The organism is Enterococcus sulfureus ATCC 49903 (assembly GCF_000407605.1).
GTDB lineage: Bacteria > Bacillota > Bacilli > Lactobacillales > Enterococcaceae > Enterococcus_G > Enterococcus_G sulfureus.
This window is the reverse complement of record NZ_ASWO01000005.1, coordinates 495153-511098: the sequence shown is the minus strand read 5'-3', so window position 1 is coordinate 511098 and position 15946 is coordinate 495153. Positions and strand designations below refer to the sequence as shown.

General features: G+C 35.6%; 20 protein-coding genes, 1 pseudogene and 1 riboswitch. Of the genes and pseudogenes, 11 read left to right on the top strand and 10 right to left on the bottom strand.

The genetic code is table 11. From position 1 onward, the window contains the following. Positions 1-18 precede the first annotated feature (18 nt). A complete protein-coding gene (locus tag I573_RS08495; protein ID WP_016185424.1) occupies positions 19-963 on the bottom strand; it encodes a DNA-deoxyinosine glycosylase in 945 nt (314 codons plus the stop codon). A gap of 22 nt (positions 964-985) precedes the next feature. Further along, positions 986-1303, bottom strand: coding sequence for a hypothetical protein (locus I573_RS08490; protein WP_016185425.1), 318 nt, complete (start codon positions 1301-1303; stop codon positions 986-988). Between the two features lie 290 nt (positions 1304-1593). Here I573_RS08490 and msrA point away from each other — a divergent pair, with 290 nt between their 5' ends. Together msrA and I573_RS08480 are read left to right on the top strand one after the other, a co-directional pair. Further along, the gene (gene msrA, locus I573_RS08485) at positions 1594-2388 is read left to right on the top strand and encodes a peptide-methionine (S)-S-oxide reductase MsrA (RefSeq protein WP_016185426.1); all 795 of its coding nucleotides are present in this window, start codon (positions 1594-1596) and stop codon (positions 2386-2388) included. A 134-nt stretch (positions 2389-2522) separates the two neighbouring features. Beyond that, positions 2523-3131, top strand: a complete 609-nt coding sequence (locus tag I573_RS08480) for a histidine phosphatase family protein (RefSeq protein WP_016185427.1) — start codon at positions 2523-2525, stop codon at positions 3129-3131. Positions 3132-3175: 44 nt separating this feature from the next. Here I573_RS08480 and I573_RS08475 read toward each other — a convergent pair whose 3' ends face one another. Continuing rightward, positions 3176-3466: a putative quinol monooxygenase gene (locus I573_RS08475; protein WP_016185428.1), complete on the bottom strand. Its 291-nt coding sequence runs from the start codon at positions 3464-3466 to the stop codon at positions 3176-3178. Between the two features lie 227 nt (positions 3467-3693). Between I573_RS08475 and I573_RS08470 the strand changes: the two genes are divergently transcribed. Together I573_RS08470 and I573_RS08465 are read left to right on the top strand one after the other, a co-directional pair. Beyond that, positions 3694-4104, top strand: coding sequence for a universal stress protein (locus I573_RS08470; protein WP_016185429.1), 411 nt, complete (start codon positions 3694-3696; stop codon positions 4102-4104). A 12-nt stretch (positions 4105-4116) separates the two neighbouring features. Continuing rightward, on the top strand, positions 4117-5493 hold the full coding sequence (locus I573_RS08465) for a SulP family inorganic anion transporter (RefSeq protein ID WP_016185430.1): 1377 nt from the start codon (positions 4117-4119) through the stop codon (positions 5491-5493). Positions 5494-5574: 81 nt separating this feature from the next. Here the strand turns inward: I573_RS08465 and I573_RS08460 are convergent, their stop codons facing one another. Next, positions 5575-6216 (bottom strand): FusB/FusC family EF-G-binding protein, encoded by a 642-nt coding sequence (locus I573_RS08460; RefSeq protein ID WP_016185431.1) that lies wholly within the window; start codon positions 6214-6216, stop codon positions 5575-5577. Positions 6217-6694: 478 nt separating this feature from the next. Then, positions 6695-6832: riboswitch (FMN riboswitch) on the top strand. A gap of 120 nt (positions 6833-6952) precedes the next feature. Here I573_RS08460 and ribD point away from each other — a divergent pair. The 4 genes from ribD to ribH are packed head-to-tail and all read left to right on the top strand — an operon-like array spanning position 6953 to position 10277. Continuing rightward, positions 6953-8032, top strand: a complete 1080-nt coding sequence (gene ribD / locus I573_RS08455) for a bifunctional diaminohydroxyphosphoribosylaminopyrimidine deaminase/5-amino-6-(5-phosphoribosylamino)uracil reductase RibD (protein WP_016185432.1) — start codon at positions 6953-6955, stop codon at positions 8030-8032. Further along, complete coding sequence (locus I573_RS08450) at positions 8017-8634, top strand: riboflavin synthase (RefSeq protein WP_016185433.1); 618 nt, start codon at positions 8017-8019, stop codon at positions 8632-8634. The genes ribD and I573_RS08450 overlap by 16 nt, the downstream gene beginning before the upstream one ends. Further along, entirely contained in the window at positions 8627-9802 is a 1176-nt protein-coding gene (locus I573_RS08445) for a bifunctional 3,4-dihydroxy-2-butanone-4-phosphate synthase/GTP cyclohydrolase II (protein ID WP_016185434.1), read from the top strand. Before I573_RS08450 ends, I573_RS08445 begins: the two co-directional genes overlap by 8 nt. A gap of 16 nt (positions 9803-9818) precedes the next feature. Beyond that, positions 9819-10277 (top strand): 6,7-dimethyl-8-ribityllumazine synthase, encoded by a 459-nt coding sequence (ribH, locus tag I573_RS08440; protein ID WP_016185435.1) that lies wholly within the window; start codon positions 9819-9821, stop codon positions 10275-10277. Positions 10278-10280: 3 nt separating this feature from the next. Here the strand turns inward: ribH and I573_RS11410 are convergent. From I573_RS11410 to I573_RS08420, 5 genes and pseudogenes are all read right to left on the bottom strand, one after another. Next, positions 10281-10478 (bottom strand): annotated as a pseudogene (locus I573_RS11410) (DUF1349 domain-containing protein); the annotation flags it as partial. A gap of 10 nt (positions 10479-10488) precedes the next feature. Beyond that, a complete protein-coding gene (locus I573_RS08435) occupies positions 10489-10968 on the bottom strand; it encodes a GNAT family N-acetyltransferase (RefSeq protein WP_016185436.1) in 480 nt (159 codons plus the stop codon). A 10-nt stretch (positions 10969-10978) separates the two neighbouring features. Beyond that, positions 10979-11332, bottom strand: a complete 354-nt coding sequence (locus I573_RS08430; RefSeq protein WP_016185437.1) for a DUF6176 family protein — start codon at positions 11330-11332, stop codon at positions 10979-10981. Positions 11333-11344: 12 nt separating this feature from the next. Further along, positions 11345-11638 carry a bacteriocin immunity protein gene (locus I573_RS08425; RefSeq protein ID WP_016185438.1) on the bottom strand — a complete coding sequence of 98 codons (294 nt, stop codon included), beginning with the start codon at positions 11636-11638 and terminating at the stop codon, positions 11345-11347. A 23-nt stretch (positions 11639-11661) separates the two neighbouring features. Then, a complete protein-coding gene (locus tag I573_RS08420) occupies positions 11662-12540 on the bottom strand; it encodes a hypothetical protein (protein ID WP_016185439.1) in 879 nt (292 codons plus the stop codon). 117 nt (positions 12541-12657) lie between these two features. Between I573_RS08420 and I573_RS08415 the strand changes: the two genes are divergently transcribed. Then, complete coding sequence (locus I573_RS08415) at positions 12658-13032, top strand: MerR family transcriptional regulator (RefSeq protein WP_016185440.1); 375 nt, start codon at positions 12658-12660, stop codon at positions 13030-13032. Between the two features lie 85 nt (positions 13033-13117). Then, positions 13118-13900, top strand: a complete 783-nt coding sequence (locus I573_RS08410) for an SDR family NAD(P)-dependent oxidoreductase (RefSeq protein WP_016185441.1) — start codon at positions 13118-13120, stop codon at positions 13898-13900. 297 nt (positions 13901-14197) lie between these two features. Here the strand turns inward: I573_RS08410 and I573_RS08405 are convergent, their stop codons facing one another. Further along, entirely contained in the window at positions 14198-14725 is a 528-nt protein-coding gene (locus I573_RS08405) for a GNAT family N-acetyltransferase (RefSeq protein ID WP_016185442.1), read from the bottom strand. Between the two features lie 344 nt (positions 14726-15069). Here I573_RS08405 and I573_RS08400 point away from each other — a divergent pair, with 344 nt between their 5' ends. Next, positions 15070-15864: a helix-turn-helix domain-containing protein gene (locus tag I573_RS08400; protein ID WP_016185443.1), complete on the top strand. Its 795-nt coding sequence runs from the start codon at positions 15070-15072 to the stop codon at positions 15862-15864. Positions 15865-15946 lie beyond the last annotated feature (82 nt).

Genomic DNA, 15946 nt, shown 5'->3' with positions numbered 1-15946 from the left:
CATAATTTGGCTCATTTTTTAATCGAATGACTTGATCACGGTTTGACACAAGATGTTATCTACACTATGTGGCGCATCTATCGCATGATACCCAAGTTTTTGATAAAATTCAAGTGCTTGGTATTCTGCAACAAGTTCGCTACTAGAATAACCCAGAAATTTCCCATAATGTTCGTAAAGAGATAAAAGTATCGTTCCAATCCCTTGATTACGAACGCCTTGTGCAACACAAAAACGATCTGGTTGGATCGTTTGGTTATCTTTTGTTTGGAAACGAAGGGTAGCAAGTGGTGTATCATGATCCATCAATAAAAAATAGTCAAATTGATCAACGGTATGTAAATCATCAAACTCATCATTAAATTGAATTCCTTGTTCTTGTATAAAAACTTCTGTTCGCAAGTGTGTCACATGGCTCCAAATAAACGGTGTATGTCCAAAATACAAACGATAGCCTTTTTGAGCTAAAACATTGATTTGTTCGCTAATCTGATAAGCTAGAAACCATTGTTTTTGGCGAAACTGCTGTTGACGATTATTCGCACCGCTTGTAGAAGGGCAAGAAAGTGTCAACCATTGCGACCTAGTCGAGTCTAAGTTAGTATAGTACGTTTTTGTCGCAGTTTTTCCATTTAAAATAACTAAAGATAAGGGGAATTCTTCAAATAGAGTGGCTAGAGGTTGTAATGTTACGGATTGAAATTGATGATCCATGCTGCCCTCTCGTACGAACTGGTCAAAAACATCCCATAATCCGATTTTCTTACGTGTAAGTAATGCTAATTTTTCTTCATAATTTGTTGTATACACATGTTTTGTAAATGAAAAGACTAACGGCCAAAAAGCATTTCCTTTATGTGCATAGTATTGTTGTGTAGCTAAAGAACGTTTTCCCGGTGCACTACCAAGGATTAGAGTGTGCATATGTTGAGGGAGAATTGGATCGAAACTTGTTTCAGACATAAAACACCTCCTGTTTTGTCGTTTAACTCATTTTTGCCAGAACGTTATCAAATGCTGCGACCACTTCTGAAAAATCGCTGAATAGACGAAAAGAACCGTTTTCATCATCTTGATCGATAATAATAAAGCTATACTCAAGATCTTGAATAGAATTTGAGAATAAGACAAAATTTTCATTTTTGGCAAAATGTTGCAATTGCTCGCTGATAAACTGTGCTTTATCTTCAATTTGAATACGTCCTGCTTGGTATTCTTCTAACGAATAGCCATTGATATGAAACCAGTTGATAATGCCAGGTTTTTTTAACTCTAATCCTTGTTTTAATTTAGATGCATTCATTACAAATCCCCCTTTTTATACTGTAGAAAATACAGCTTGTTCCCCAAAATAAACTATGTATGTTATTAAATAACTGTTTTTATGTAAATATTGAAAGATAAAGAATAGTAAAATATCCCATTTAACTTTATTCTAACACAGAAGATTGTAAAAAAGACAATGAAACATTTGGGAAATATATAACAATAAAATAACGTTATTATTTTATTGTTATATCCGCTAGCTGTAGTAGATTAAATACCTTATTGTTGAACATGTTATACTACAAGTAAGGATGAGGAGGGCGTAAAATGGAGGAACAACGATTAAACCAATTATACAATCTTATTTTAAACCCAGGAACTAGGCAATGGGAACGTGAACAGTTGATTCAAGCTAAAAATCAATGGGACGAGCAATCTCAAGCGACGATTTTAGCTCAATTAGAATATACACTGCGGCCTTTAGCACTAAGAGGGACGCTGACACCAGATGTTCATGATTTTTACTTCACGCAATTGCGAGGAGAACAAAAAAAGACTATTGATTCAAAGCCACTTAAAGAAAGTTCATCTGTTTATGAAGAAGCGATTTTTGCTGGAGGATGTTTTTGGTGTATGGTTGAACCATTTGATACCTATCCAGGTGTCATTAACATACGATCTGGTTATACGGGAGGGACAACGACTAGACCGACTTATGACCAAGTACTTAGTGGAGAAGGTGGACATGTTGAAGCAGTAAAGATCATATTTGATCCGACACAATTAAGCTATCGCAAATTAGTTGAACTTTATTTTGACGTGACAGATCCAACAGATGCATTTGGCCAATTTCAAGATCGTGGACCTCATTACCAACCCGTTATTTATGTGGCCAATCTAACTCAGGAAGGTATTGCAAAAGAAGAAAAAGCTAAACTAGCCAACAGTAGCCGTTATACCAATCCGATCGTAACCAAGATTTTACCGAGCGGCCCATTTTATGAAGCAGAAGCGATGCATCAAGATTTTTATAAAAAAGAACCAAAACGTTATCGTCAAATAAAACGGACACGAAATCAACTACAGCGCTTTAATCTATGGCGTCAAAAAAGAAAACGATAGTTGCAACATCAATCGGGTTTTAACCTAACTATTATCGCAATCACGATAAATTTAAAAAAATAAATTGAAAACCCAACTAAAATTTGCTAGTGTAGATATAGTCTTAAATTGAATGAAAAGAAATGGAGTTTAGCATGAAATTAATTTTAATTCGTCATGGAGAATCTGCATTTAATGCTTTAAATAAAGAAAATCCACATACTCGAGTGTTCTCAGGTCAAGCGGATATTTTGTTGACTACCAAAGGAACAGCACAAGCCAAAAAGTTGCAAGAACACTCCGAGATAAACAATAGTACACTTATTTATGCATCTGATTTGACACGTGCCTATGAAACAGCACGTTTAGCGACACAACGTATAGATATTATTCGCGACAAACGATTAAATGAGCGCTCGTTAGGGTTATTTAATGGACGATCTGAGTCTGAGTTACATGAGTATCGTGAATTTATTGCTACACAGGAATTTAAACATAGTTTTCAGACTGCTGCTCCAAATGGAGAAAATTATCAAGATGTCAGTCAACGCGTAACATCATTTTTAAACGAGTTACCGTTAACGAGTACACAAACTGTTAGTATTTTTTCTCATTTTGTTGCAACTCGTTTGATGCTACGTACATTACTGGCGTTATCAGATGAGGAAACTTTGACGTTAAAAATTTCGAATTGTGAGCCAATAATATTAGAAGGTACAGCGTTAGGAACATTTCAACTGCTGACGAAATTAGAAAAACTTTAACATAAAATCGCCTTTATCTGTCTTGATAAAGGCGATTTTATATCTTACTCATGTTGGAACGTTTCGACTTGCATACTTAATTTATATTTTTTTCTTAATGTGGCAATTTCTTTCATCATCGGAGAACGATGGTGAGAATCGAGTGCATGTTGATCTGTCCATCGATCAATTAATAAAACCGAATGTACATGATCGACAGGCAAAAAATACTCATAACGTTCATTTCCTGCTTGCGCACGAATTTTTTCGACAAGTCCGCTAGCGAGCATTTCTTGCATAAATTCTTGAGCGCGTTGTTCTTTTCCGGTATAGGTAATCAATACAGTAATACTCAAAATATTCACTCCTTTCTAATACAATCAGTATACTAACAACTTTTTCTTTATTCCAATTCTTTTTAAGCAAAGGCCTTATACCTTAAGGTTATACTCTTCTCTTTTTTTTGAATAAAACATTCCTTTTTATTTTTCAGAAAATCTTTTCACTTTCAAGAATATTTAGCTTGAAAGTTTATAGATATATGTTAGGATGTTTCTATTAGTCTAAAGGAGAAAAGAAAACGATGAGAACGATTTTAGTTGCATTTGATGGTTCTACTCATGCCTTAAATGCTGTTAAAGAAGCACAAAAATATCAACAACTATTTCCTGATGCACACGTTACGCTGTTAAAAGTGCTGAAGGTCTCAGAAGCGAAAGACCAGTGCTTGGATTTGTCTTTATCAGAAGAAGAAAAAAAACGGATACGGATTCAAACAATTGAAAAAGAAATTACTGGATTATTAGGCAACCATACGATTGATATCGTAGTAGGAGAACCTGCTACGAAAATTATCGACTATATCAAAGAACATACTTTTGATTTAGTCATTATGGGAAATCGAGGATTGACCAGAATAAAAAAATTAATGTTAGGTAGTGTCAGTCACGCCGTATCTACAAAAGTAGATGTTCCAGTTTTAATTGTAAAATAAAGGAGAATACAAGTGATTTATGTAAAGAAAGAAGACTGGTTCAGTCATGTAAAAGACGATATTTTTGGGGGATTGGTTACTTCTGTCGCACTGATTCCTGAAGTAATCGGATTTGCTATTATTTTAGGTGTTAATCCGATTACTGCTTTATTTTCCTCGGTAATATTGTGTGTTGTTACTTCGTTTACTAGTGGTCGTCCTGCGATGGTATCGGCTGCTGCAGGATCGATGGCATTAGTAATGGTCAGTCTAGTACGTGATCATGGGCTATCTTATATGATTGCAGCTACGATTTTGGCTGGTATCTTACAAGTGATTTTAGGATATTTAGGTATTCATAAGTTGATGCGGTTTATCTCAAAATCCGTCATGTTAGGATTTGTTAATTCGTTGGCAATTTTAATTTTTTTAGCTCAAATCCAACAATTGTTCCATCAAAATTTAGTCACGTATAGCATGACTGGACTGACAATTTTATTGATGTTTGTCTTACCGAAATTTATAAAATCAATTCCTCCTGCTTTAATTATCATTGTTGTGATGACAGTGATCGCGATGTTTTCAGGACTCCAACTGCAACAAGTTGGAGATTTAGGGGATATGACAGGTGGCTTACCTCAAATTGGACTGCCGGATGTTCCACTTACAATGGCCACGCTATTGACGATTTTTCCAACTGCGCTCGCTTTAGCGATGGTAGGACTGATTGAATCCTTGCTGACGTTGCCTTTAGTGAACGATATGACACAAACAAAAGGAGATAGTCAACAGGAAGTAAAAGCACAAGGAATTGGAAATATAATAACTGGATTTTTTGGAGGTCAAGCAGGTTGTGCGATGATTGGTCAAGCGGTTATCAATGTAAAATCAGGTGGAAAAGGTAGACTATCCACATTTACTGCTGGAATGATGCTATTTATAATGATTTTAGGATTAAAAAGTATTATGGTCCAAATTCCTACAGCGGCACTGATTGGAATTATGATCACCGTGGCTTTTGAAACGTTTGATTGGGATAGTATTCGATTTTTACGTACGACGGTTCTAACAGATAGTTTAGTCATGCTGTGTACGATTATAATCGTAGTGTATACGCATAATCTAGCTATTGGTATTTTAGTTGGAGTGATTGCCAGTAGTTTGTTTTTTATCAGTAAAGCTTCAAAATTACAAGTTGATGAAAATGAGAATCAATTGTATATTTCTGGACAATTATTTTTTGCTTCAACACATACGTTAAAAGAAAAATTAGTTGATACTGACTTAAGACAGTATCAGCAACTAGATATCACAGAATTGTATGTATTGGATAAAGCTGGAAAAGAAGCCTTAAAAGAAACCCTCTATCATTTACAACATCAGTATCCTGATTTGTTGATCGAGAGATAAGCATCTAGTAAATAAAAAAACACCTTAAGCCTTTGTGATACATGCTTAAGGTGTTTTTTGTTGATTGTAAACGAGTAAAGATTATTTTTTTAATGAAACAGTGTCAAAAAAACGATCAAATGTTTCGATATGTGTCAGCTGTTGATTGCACTGAATACTATTGCTGCAAATATAATTTCCATTTTTCGTATACGTGCCATCACCTGAAGTTTTAGTAGTGGCTAGAAAAAATCCAACAGCACTGATATGGTTACAGATTGCACAATGGCCTTTTTTGATATCGGTACTAAATGTGCCATAAACACCTTCAAAACGATTTTCGCGTTTCCGTATAATAAATTTACGGTTCGTCCCGGCATCTGTCCATCCCAGATAAGATAGCTCTCTTGGATCAAATTGCTCGAGATTTGGATAATTCATTTTTTTAACTTTTCGAAATAATTTATCGATTTGTTTCGTTGAAGGAAGCTCCATAGGCAAGACGAACATTTTCATTGCAGTAAAATATGCTTCAGCCTGTTCTCTAGTTGTCGTTACATCTAAAAATCGGTCCCAAATCGCCAATAGCTCGTTAGAACGTTCAAAAATAAATGCAGTATGTTCATAAATCAAAGCTTGTTGCGTTTGAATGGTACGTTTGTCATTTACAGAGTGATATGCACCGACAAGTGATTTAATTTGTTCTTTAGCATACCAATATTCGGATGGTGTAATTGTTGTCATATGATTTCCTCTTTTCTTCTTTGAGGAAATTTTCCATCAAAGAACTAAATAATAGGGTATATAAAGTTCTTTGGGCGTACGATGTATGATGAAATTGTCATCAAGGATCCCTCCTAAATAGTGAAATCTAAGTTCGACTCTACTATACATTTTTTTTTTGCAATCAGCAAGTCAAGCATCGTATAAAAATGAAAGAACACAAAAATTATGAATAATGGTCAAAAAATCGTGGTTATAAACAAGTGGAAAAAATTATTTTTTTCCTCTGTTTATCACTATAAAATAACATATATTCAAATATTTTTACTACCTGATTTTAAAAATATTTCTATTAATATAAATGTTTAGTAAAACACGTTGAATCCCTTTTAATAAAATAACGAAAATCTACTAACTATTTCATTTTGAATTAGTCCAGTAAGAAATTTTAATGCTTGACGAAGAAAATCCTTTACGTTACGATACTCTGTGAATTGAATACATTCTTCGGGGCAGGGTGCAATTCCCGACCGGCGGTGACAAATATACCCTATTTGAAGTCCGTGACCCGCATAACGCGGTGGAGCCAGTGTGAGTCTGGCGCCGACAGTTAAAGTCTGGATGTGAGAAGAAAACCAAACGATTTCAAGGGGTAGAGTCTACCCAATTTTTGAAATGAAGTGGTCTTATTTAGGCATGCCTCGTATATTTTACGAGGCATGTTTTTTTATTCAGTCAATTTTCAGGAGGTGGTAACATGCATAAGCAATACATGGATTTAGCTATACAAGAGGCCAAAAAGGGAACCTATACTACTTATAAAAATCCACGAGTAGGTGCTGTACTTGTAAAAAACGATAAGATTATTGCGACTGGTGCACACTTAGCCTATGGACAGCCACATGCAGAACGACATGTGCTTACGCAATGTGAATCCCCTGAAGATGTACACAATTCAACTCTTTATGTCACATTAGAACCTTGTCATCATTTTGGAAAACAACCGCCCTGTACACAAGCGGTCGTTGAAAGTGGAATTACACGTGTGGTAATTGGGCAACTTGACCCAAATCCATTAGTTTCAGGACAAGGTAAAGCTTATCTTGAATCGTGTGGAATCGAGGTTATTGTGGGGATTCAAGAACAAGAGGTTCGGGCATTGAACCGTGCTTATCTAACCTTTTACGAACAAAATCGACCCTATGTAGTTTTAAAACAAGCAATCACTTTAGATGGCAAAATCTCTATAGTCCACAATCAACGAACGAATATTACAAGTGTAGATGCTATAGCTCAAGTTAGAAAAGAGCGCGCATATTATCAAGCGATTTTAGTTGGAAGTCAAACAGTACTGGCAGATAATCCTAGCTTATTGACTACGGAGTCAACAAAATTTCCGCCACTTCGAATCGTACTCGATCGTACAGGTCGGTTATTTTCTAATCTGACGTATGCGATTTTTCAAGAAACGAATGTTCCAGTATGGATTTTCACCAAATACGCGTCGATCCCTAAACTACCTAAACATGTACAGGTCTGTCAGCTAACAACAGATGATTCGATAACGGAAGTGTTGATGTATTTGAAACGTGAAGGCGTTCAGTCAGTATATGTGGAAGGTGGCGCGCATATTCATAATGCTTTTTTACAAGCTGACTATGTCGATGAAGTGATCACCTATTTGTCGCCAACCTTAATCGGAGGAAATAGCGTATCAAGCTTTTTTGATCATACTACGGTGCCTACTATGAAAAAACTTAGTCTTCACCATATCGAATTAGTTGGAGAAGATTTAAAAATTGTAGCGAGGAGAGATCGTCCATGTTTACAGGCCTGATTGCGGAAATTGGGATAATACGTCGAATAAAACGGTATGCCTCAAGTATGGAGATCACGTGTGAGGCTTCACGTCAGCTACTACTTGATTATAATATTGGCGATAGTATGGCGATTAATGGAGCTTGCTTAACGGCAATCCATTGTACAGAAACGACATTTACCGTACTGATTATGCCTGAAACAGTAAAACGAACGACTTTTCAGGCCAGTAAAATTGGCGATAAAGTAAATTTAGAACGTGCAATGCAACAAAACCAGCGCTTTGAAGGACATTTTGTAGCAGGGCATATTGATACGACAACTCGTTTACTAGATAAAAAAATACTGGATCATGCTACGATCCTTACGTTTTCTTATCCACCAAAGCTAAACGGGCAACTTATTGCTCAAGGATCGATTGCCATTCAAGGTGTAAGTTTAACGATTACGCAGACGACGACAAATAAATTTTCAGTTAGTCTTATTCCACATTCTAGTCATCTAACTACGTTAGGAGAGTTAGTCATTGGGGAATCTGTGAATCTTGAAACGGATATGATTGGCAAATATGTGGAGGTACAACAAAAGCGTATGCAAGCAAAGGAGACTGTTTATGAATAAAATAGAACAGGCGGTTCAATGGTTAAAAAAAGGTGGCTTGATTATTGTAGCTGATGATGAAGATCGGGAAGCAGAAGGAGATTTGATTGGTTTAGCTGATTATGCCACAGCTGAATCGATTAATTTTATGGCCACGCATGGACGAGGGTTGATCTGTGCGCCAATATCTGAAAAAATTGCACAACAGTTCAAATTATCGGAGATGGTTGAACAAAATACAGATAGCTTTCAAACCGCTTTTACGATCAGTATCGATCATATTTCTACCCATACTGGAATTTCAGCGATAGAACGCGCACAAACAATTCAAGCGCTAGCCAATCACGCAACACAACCCACTGATTTTCATCGTCCCGGACATGTCTTTCCTTTGATTGCAAAACCAGGTGGTGTGCGTTTTAGACGAGGGCATACAGAAGCTGCTATCGACTTAGCAAAATTAGCACAAGCGACAGAAGCTGCTTATATTTGTGAGATCTTATCGGCTGACGGGACAATGGCTCGTAAAGCTGAATTGCAACAACTCGCAAAAGAATGGGAATTACCACTGATTACTATTGATGAATTGGTCCATTATCTACAAAATACATTAATTAAGGTATCGCTTCCTTCAAAAGTAGGAGAGTTCACTTTACAACTATTCGAAGATGAGGAACATCGAGAACATCTAGCGTTATCTAAAGGATTAGAGCAAGAATCTACTGATCCAATTTTAGTCAGAGTGCACTCTGAATGTTTAACGGGTGATGTGTTTGGCTCTTTACGTTGTGATTGCGGGGAACAATTACAGCTTGCTATGGAAAAAATCGAACAAGCTGGACGAGGTGTTCTTCTTTATTTACGACAAGAAGGTAGAGGTATCGGATTGAAGAATAAGTTACGTGCTTATCAGCTGCAAGAAGCTGGAATGGATACTTACGAAGCCAATATCGCTCTTGGTTTTTTACCAGATGAACGAACGTATTCATTTGCTGCAACTATGCTAAACGAAATCGGTGTGACAAGGATTCAACTGATGACAAATAATCCAGATAAAGTACATGAACTTGAAAAAATGGGAATCCAAGTTGATCAAAGAATCCCTTTACAAGTTAATCCTCATCCGCACAATCATCATTATTTAGTAACAAAAAAAGAAAAATTTCATCATGAATTAACGATTCACTAATTTGGAGGTAGAAAAAATGATTTATGAAGGACAATATCAAGGTAACCATCAAAAGGTAGCAATTGTTGTAGCAAGATTCAACGAATTTATCACATCTAAATTATTGAGTGGTGCGATGGATAATTTGATTCGCCATGGGATAGAAAAGGAACAAATTGATGTTTATTGGGTACCAGGTGCATTTGAGATTCCTTTTATCACAAAACAAATCGTGACTAAAAAAGATTACGATGGAATCATTACTTTAGGTGCAGTCATTAGAGGTGCAACGAGCCATTATGATCTAGTCACCAATGAAGTTGCAAAAGGGGTTGCTCAAGTGGGCTTACAAGCTCAAATTCCCGTAGTATTTGGTGTCTTAACTACTGAGACAATCGAACAAGCGATCGAACGAGCGGGGACAAAATCTGGAAATAAAGGAAGCGAAGTCGCCCAAGGATTACTTGAAATGATGAGTTTGACAGCATTACTCTAACTCCATGTGGCATATTCGCATTTGAGTAAAATGTAAGCCATCAAATGAAGACTCAATATAAAAATCAGCTTGTCTACGACTAAAACGATACCAAATTTCTGTAATAGAAGCATCAATAACGGTCATTGCCCAGTCTGAATAACCTCGATTAGTGACTATGCTACCAAGATGTTGAACGTTTTCTGTCTCATATTCAATTGTAAAAAATACCTCACGGTTTATGTGAGGTATTTTCTTTTCTATCTGAATACGTGTAGACAAATAATCGCTCACCATTTTCTGGATCGAATTCAGTTGTATCCACAAAGCCAATCTGTGTATAAAATAGAGCTGCCGTCTCATTGTTGGGATGGATACTTAAGACGACAGTTTTTACTACCCAGTTTTTTGAAATGAAAGTGAGCAGTTCTTGAATAAATAAAGTGCCGTATCCTTTGCTTTGAGCATGTTGATCAATCATAAAACGGTCTAACCAAATAAACTGTTCTTTTTGTTGGTATGCGCCGATCATAGCAAACCCAACTAATCGATCATCTGTATACAACCCAAAAGGCTGCCAAGCAAAATGATGATCAAAATAAGCTTCAAGTAGAGAATGACTATTTGGCTCTATAAAGTCTTTTTGAGAAGAGGCGACATCTAGAGCGATGATCTCACGCCAATTTTTTTCGGTTACAGGTCGAATCGTCATCTTCATATCCTCACGTTTCATTCATAGCGTATTTTATTTTCTCTGGAATCATAATCACTTCAGGAGTTAAATCTACTGGACGAAAGGTTTTGTCAATACACTTATTCCAGTACTCTAGATGCTTTTTATCGATCCAGTGCTGCGAATCTTCGACTGCTTGTCCATTTTCTCCTTGGACAGAGTACCAGTAAAGATATTCATATCCGTCTAATACTTCTCGAAAAATAGTTTCAATATACATTTTTTCCGCTTCCAATGTAAGTAATGTCTCTTGCATATGTTCGTTTAAAAACAAGAGCCATTCATCCACGAGCTGGGTCTTATCAGGAAGAACCCGAAAACGTGTCAATTCAACTGTTGGCATCTAATTTCTCCTTTAATTTCCGTAACGGATTTCACTTAATTTTCGGATCTGTTGCATTCGTGCTTGATTTTCTTTTGTTAAGGTAATGTTGTGGTGTATTAAGCAGTTAGCGCTATCTAATTGAAGTCGATTCAATATAATCAAAATCGAGTTAGATTCATCAGACAATGCAGTGACATACTCGGCAAATAATTCTCGTAGTGGTGCTGTATTGGGTTCGTGTAACTCCCTGATTAGATCCATCAAAATAGTAATTGTTGCTTCAGAACGCTCTTGTCTACTTGCATACCAAGTCAGTTTGTTCATGATCTATTGCTCCTTTTCCAGTCTTAGTTTGACAATAACGAGACATTTTCTAAAGGAAAACCGATATAAGTAGCATGAGTATTTGTTGTGTCTGTACTATACGCAATCATCAAGGTACCATCTGATTTATAGTATAGAAGAAACGTATCGGTTTTTTTATTACCATATGCATCTACTTTAGGGATAAGAAGCTGAGTGGTGACATCAACTGAAACCGTACTATTTTGACGATAATCTAAAATAGAATATACTTCTTTTTCAGAAGACGTGATCGTATAATCAAATGATTGACCTAACAAATTATAAAATTTTTCGTTTTTAAAGCCTTGTCTTGGCTGCATCAGGATATCAACTGAAGCTCCTTCATACCAAGATTTACCGTTCAAAAGTTGTTTCGTAATTTCAGGGTAGAGCTCTCCATCACCTTCAGGATTTTGTCCATACCAGCCGATTCCTTCGCTTTTCCATCCTACTGAAGCTAAGTGTGCTTGTTCATTTAAACTGCTTGTATAGTTATGACTACCAGATTTTGCATTTGGGTTATAAGCACGGTAGATTGGAATTTCTTTACGAGTATCTGATTTCCAGCCGATTCCTTCATCTTTCCAACCTTTAGTGAGCAAAAATTCTTTTTCAGCATTTGTTAAGGTATAATGATGATCTCCAGTATTTGGGTTGTAAAGTCGGTAAACATCTTCTCCAACTTCTGGAGCATACCAACCAATTCCTTCATCTTTCCATCCTAAAGAAATCAAATTTTGCGATTCGATTGTACTTGCAGTATAAAAATGTTCACCGCTATTTGGATTGTACACGCGATGCATCTCACTAGCTGCAACGGGACTACTTACTCCTAATCCGATAGAACCTATTCCTAATAAAACCCAATGATAAGATTTCATTTTTTCTCACTCCTTTTTCTTTAAGTATATCAAATAATCTTTATTTCGTATTGATTTGCGCTAAAATGAGATTCAAGATAATATGAGAAAAGAAATAGGATGAGGGAAGTGAATAAAATGTGCTATACAATTGGTCAAACGTCTGAAAAGATTGAGCTTTCAATTGACACATTACGCTACTACGAAAAAGAAGGCTTGATTATCCCGAAACGTGATTCAAATAATCGGCGTGTATTCGATGAGACAGACATTAAATGGATCGAATTTATTAAACGATTAAAAGAAACAGGAATGCGTTTAGCCGATATTAAAACGTATGCTAAACTGCGGGAACAAGGAGAAGAAACCATAGAAGAACGCTTGGTATTGTTAACGCAACAAACGAGTGTTTTACTAGATAAACAGCAAGAACTCGCGAACAATTTAGCCTTTTTAGATAAAAAAATTGCGCTGTATCAAGAAATGCTAACCAAAAATACTCAAATCTCATAAACGATAAAAAAAGTTGTGATTCCCCCTTGACCTGGAGTGTGCTCCAGGATGTATCATTCTCTTTAACAACTAAGGGGGAATCAATATGAAAACATATACTGTAATTACCGGAGCTAGCGCAGGAATTGGGAAAGCTACTGCGCGTGTTTTTGCTTCACAAGGGAAAAATTTGATCTTAATTGCCAGACGAAAAGAAGCATTAGTACAGCTAAAAGAAACATTGAATACGAATTTTCCAAATAGTGAGGTTATCATCAAAGTCGTCGATTTGAGTGAAATCAAAAATTGCTATCGATTGTTTGATGAACTCGAACATTTATCTATCGACACATGGATCAATAATGCCGGTGTCGGGATGTATAGTCATATAGTAGATCAAGACTTTATGCGTACCGAACAGCTTTTACGATTAAATATTGAAGCAGTGACTATTTTGTCGATGCTATTTGTCAAAAAATATGCAGATGTTGACCAAACCCAACTGATCAATGTGTCGTCTGCAGGAGGATATACAGTCGTTCCAACTGCAATTACTTATTGTGGAACAAAATTTTATGTCAGTGCATTTACAGAAGGATTGGCTCATGAGTTAAATGAAACCAAAGCCAAAATGAAAGCAAAAGTCTTAGCACCAGCAGCGACAAAAACAGAATTTGGAGCAGTTGCAAATCAAGTCGAGTCCTATGATTACGATAAAGCATTTGGTACATATCATACAAGCGAAGAACTAGCTGAATTTTTATGGGAACTTTACCAAAGTGATCAAATCGTCGGATATGTTAGCCGTGAACGACATGAATTCGAATTGAGTGGCGCTAAATTTGATTATTCAGGGAATTCTGCTAGAAATCAGGTGCTACAAAAATAATGAAAATAAAAAATACTTACTTAAAGTTTAAACTTTAAGTAAGTATTTTGACAAAATTAGGGTCGATAAATATAATTTTAGTGTAGCTAGTTTTTAGCTCACTTGCTTATGGTCTTACATAAGTAAACTTATGATAACTAGCTCCTTACGTGCAACCGCCCTTGCACAAAAGACCGCCTTTGCCGCTTGGTAAAGGTGGTTTTTTTATTTATTCTCAGAAAAATCGGCTAATTTACTACGTTAAAAATATCAAGCAAAAAAATAGAGGTATAGTCTATAAAAACTTTTTCTGATTTTTTAAGATAAAAGATATTCATAACACACACATTCATCAACACCAGTTTGATCAAATTTTGGCAAATCTACTTGTCCGATATAAGTAAATCCTTGCTTTTCATATAAATGTTGTGCTGGAAGATTCGTTTTAGCGGTGTCTAAACGAATAGAGACTACACCTAGATCTTGAGCGTATGTTTTAATGGCTTTCATCAATTTGGTACCAATTCCTTGATTTTTGCGTGTTTGGTCGACAATTAAAGTATGCACAATCAAATGATCGTGCGCAGTAGTGTTTTGTGTAAGCCAAGTTAATTTTTGATAATTCTCATGCGCTTGATGATTTAAGATAACCGTAGCAAGAATCGTCATTGAATCGTCTACGAATAAATAAAATTCTTTTTTATTGATGGCTGATAGAACGCTATCTATGGAAGGGTAAACACCTAAAATCCAACTAGTGGTATCTGGATCGATCAAAGGAATTGTTTTTTCATAAAATGTCTCAATAGCAGCTAATTCTCGAGACGTTGCTTGTTTTAAATTCATAAGCAACCACCTTTCTGTACATAAAATAGGGAAAGTAAGAGTATTAAGTATATAGAAAAACGAGTGACAGCACAATAGATCAAATAAAAAAATATAACGAGCTGTATAAAAGAAAAATAAAAGAACACACGAATAAGCAACAAGAGAGTTGGTTATTTCTTAACTATTATCGCATTCGAAATAAAAATAAATTAAATCAAAAGAACTAAACAAAATGAACCAGCCAATTCTTTTTAATCAACAAATGTCATAAACATTAATATTTGTGCCTTATTCTAAAGTCCATTACAATAAACATAACCCATTACTTCAAAAATCGACTTAAACGGAGGATTGAGGCATCTATGGATTATCAAATTTATAATTTATTAGAAAAAAAGCATAAAATATTATGTCGAATGATCGATGTTTTACATTTAGAAAGTAGTGCAACAGATGTACATACCTTGAGCCAATATTTAGAGCTAAATGAACGAAGTGTTCAACGCTATATTCATGATTTAGAAGAACTGATCGACAACTTTAATACAGCATTCTCAGCCCAATTAAAGTTAGAGTATGCAAAATTTAAAGGCGTTAATTTAGAGTTTAATGGATATACACCCTATACACTTAAAAATTATCTATTAGAAAATGACATCACGATTATGATTTTTTTAGATTTGATTTTTGATCGGGTGCATTCCATTCAATCCTATGCACGAGAACAATACATTAGTGAAAGTTTAGTGCGATCAACGATTAAACGAATCAATCAATTTGCACAAGAATTCAATGTACAAGTCAAAACAAAAGAACCTTTTTTCAATGGGGAAGAAGTAAATATCCGATTATGTTTTTTTATTTTTTTATGGTCTTTATATAAAGATCGTGATTGGCCATTTCAATTTATCGCAGAAACCAAAATCTACGATTCGATTGATACGTTCTCAACAGAAGCTGACCTTTATTTTTCGACTATCCATAAAAAGCAAATAGCCTATTTATTGGCTATCAATATTTTACGGTTCCATAAAAAATACTTTATAGCTAAAGATCCATTGTGGGACGATTATATTAATATTATAGAATTTGCGGGCGAGAAAACCCACTATTTTAATGGTGGGATGATAGCCCGTAGACGTACTGTAAGAATGTAGGGAAACTTGCATTTAGAGGCAATACAAATACTCGTATTGTCCAATGAAGAAACTGAATTGCTGGGAACTCGTAAAGCTAACG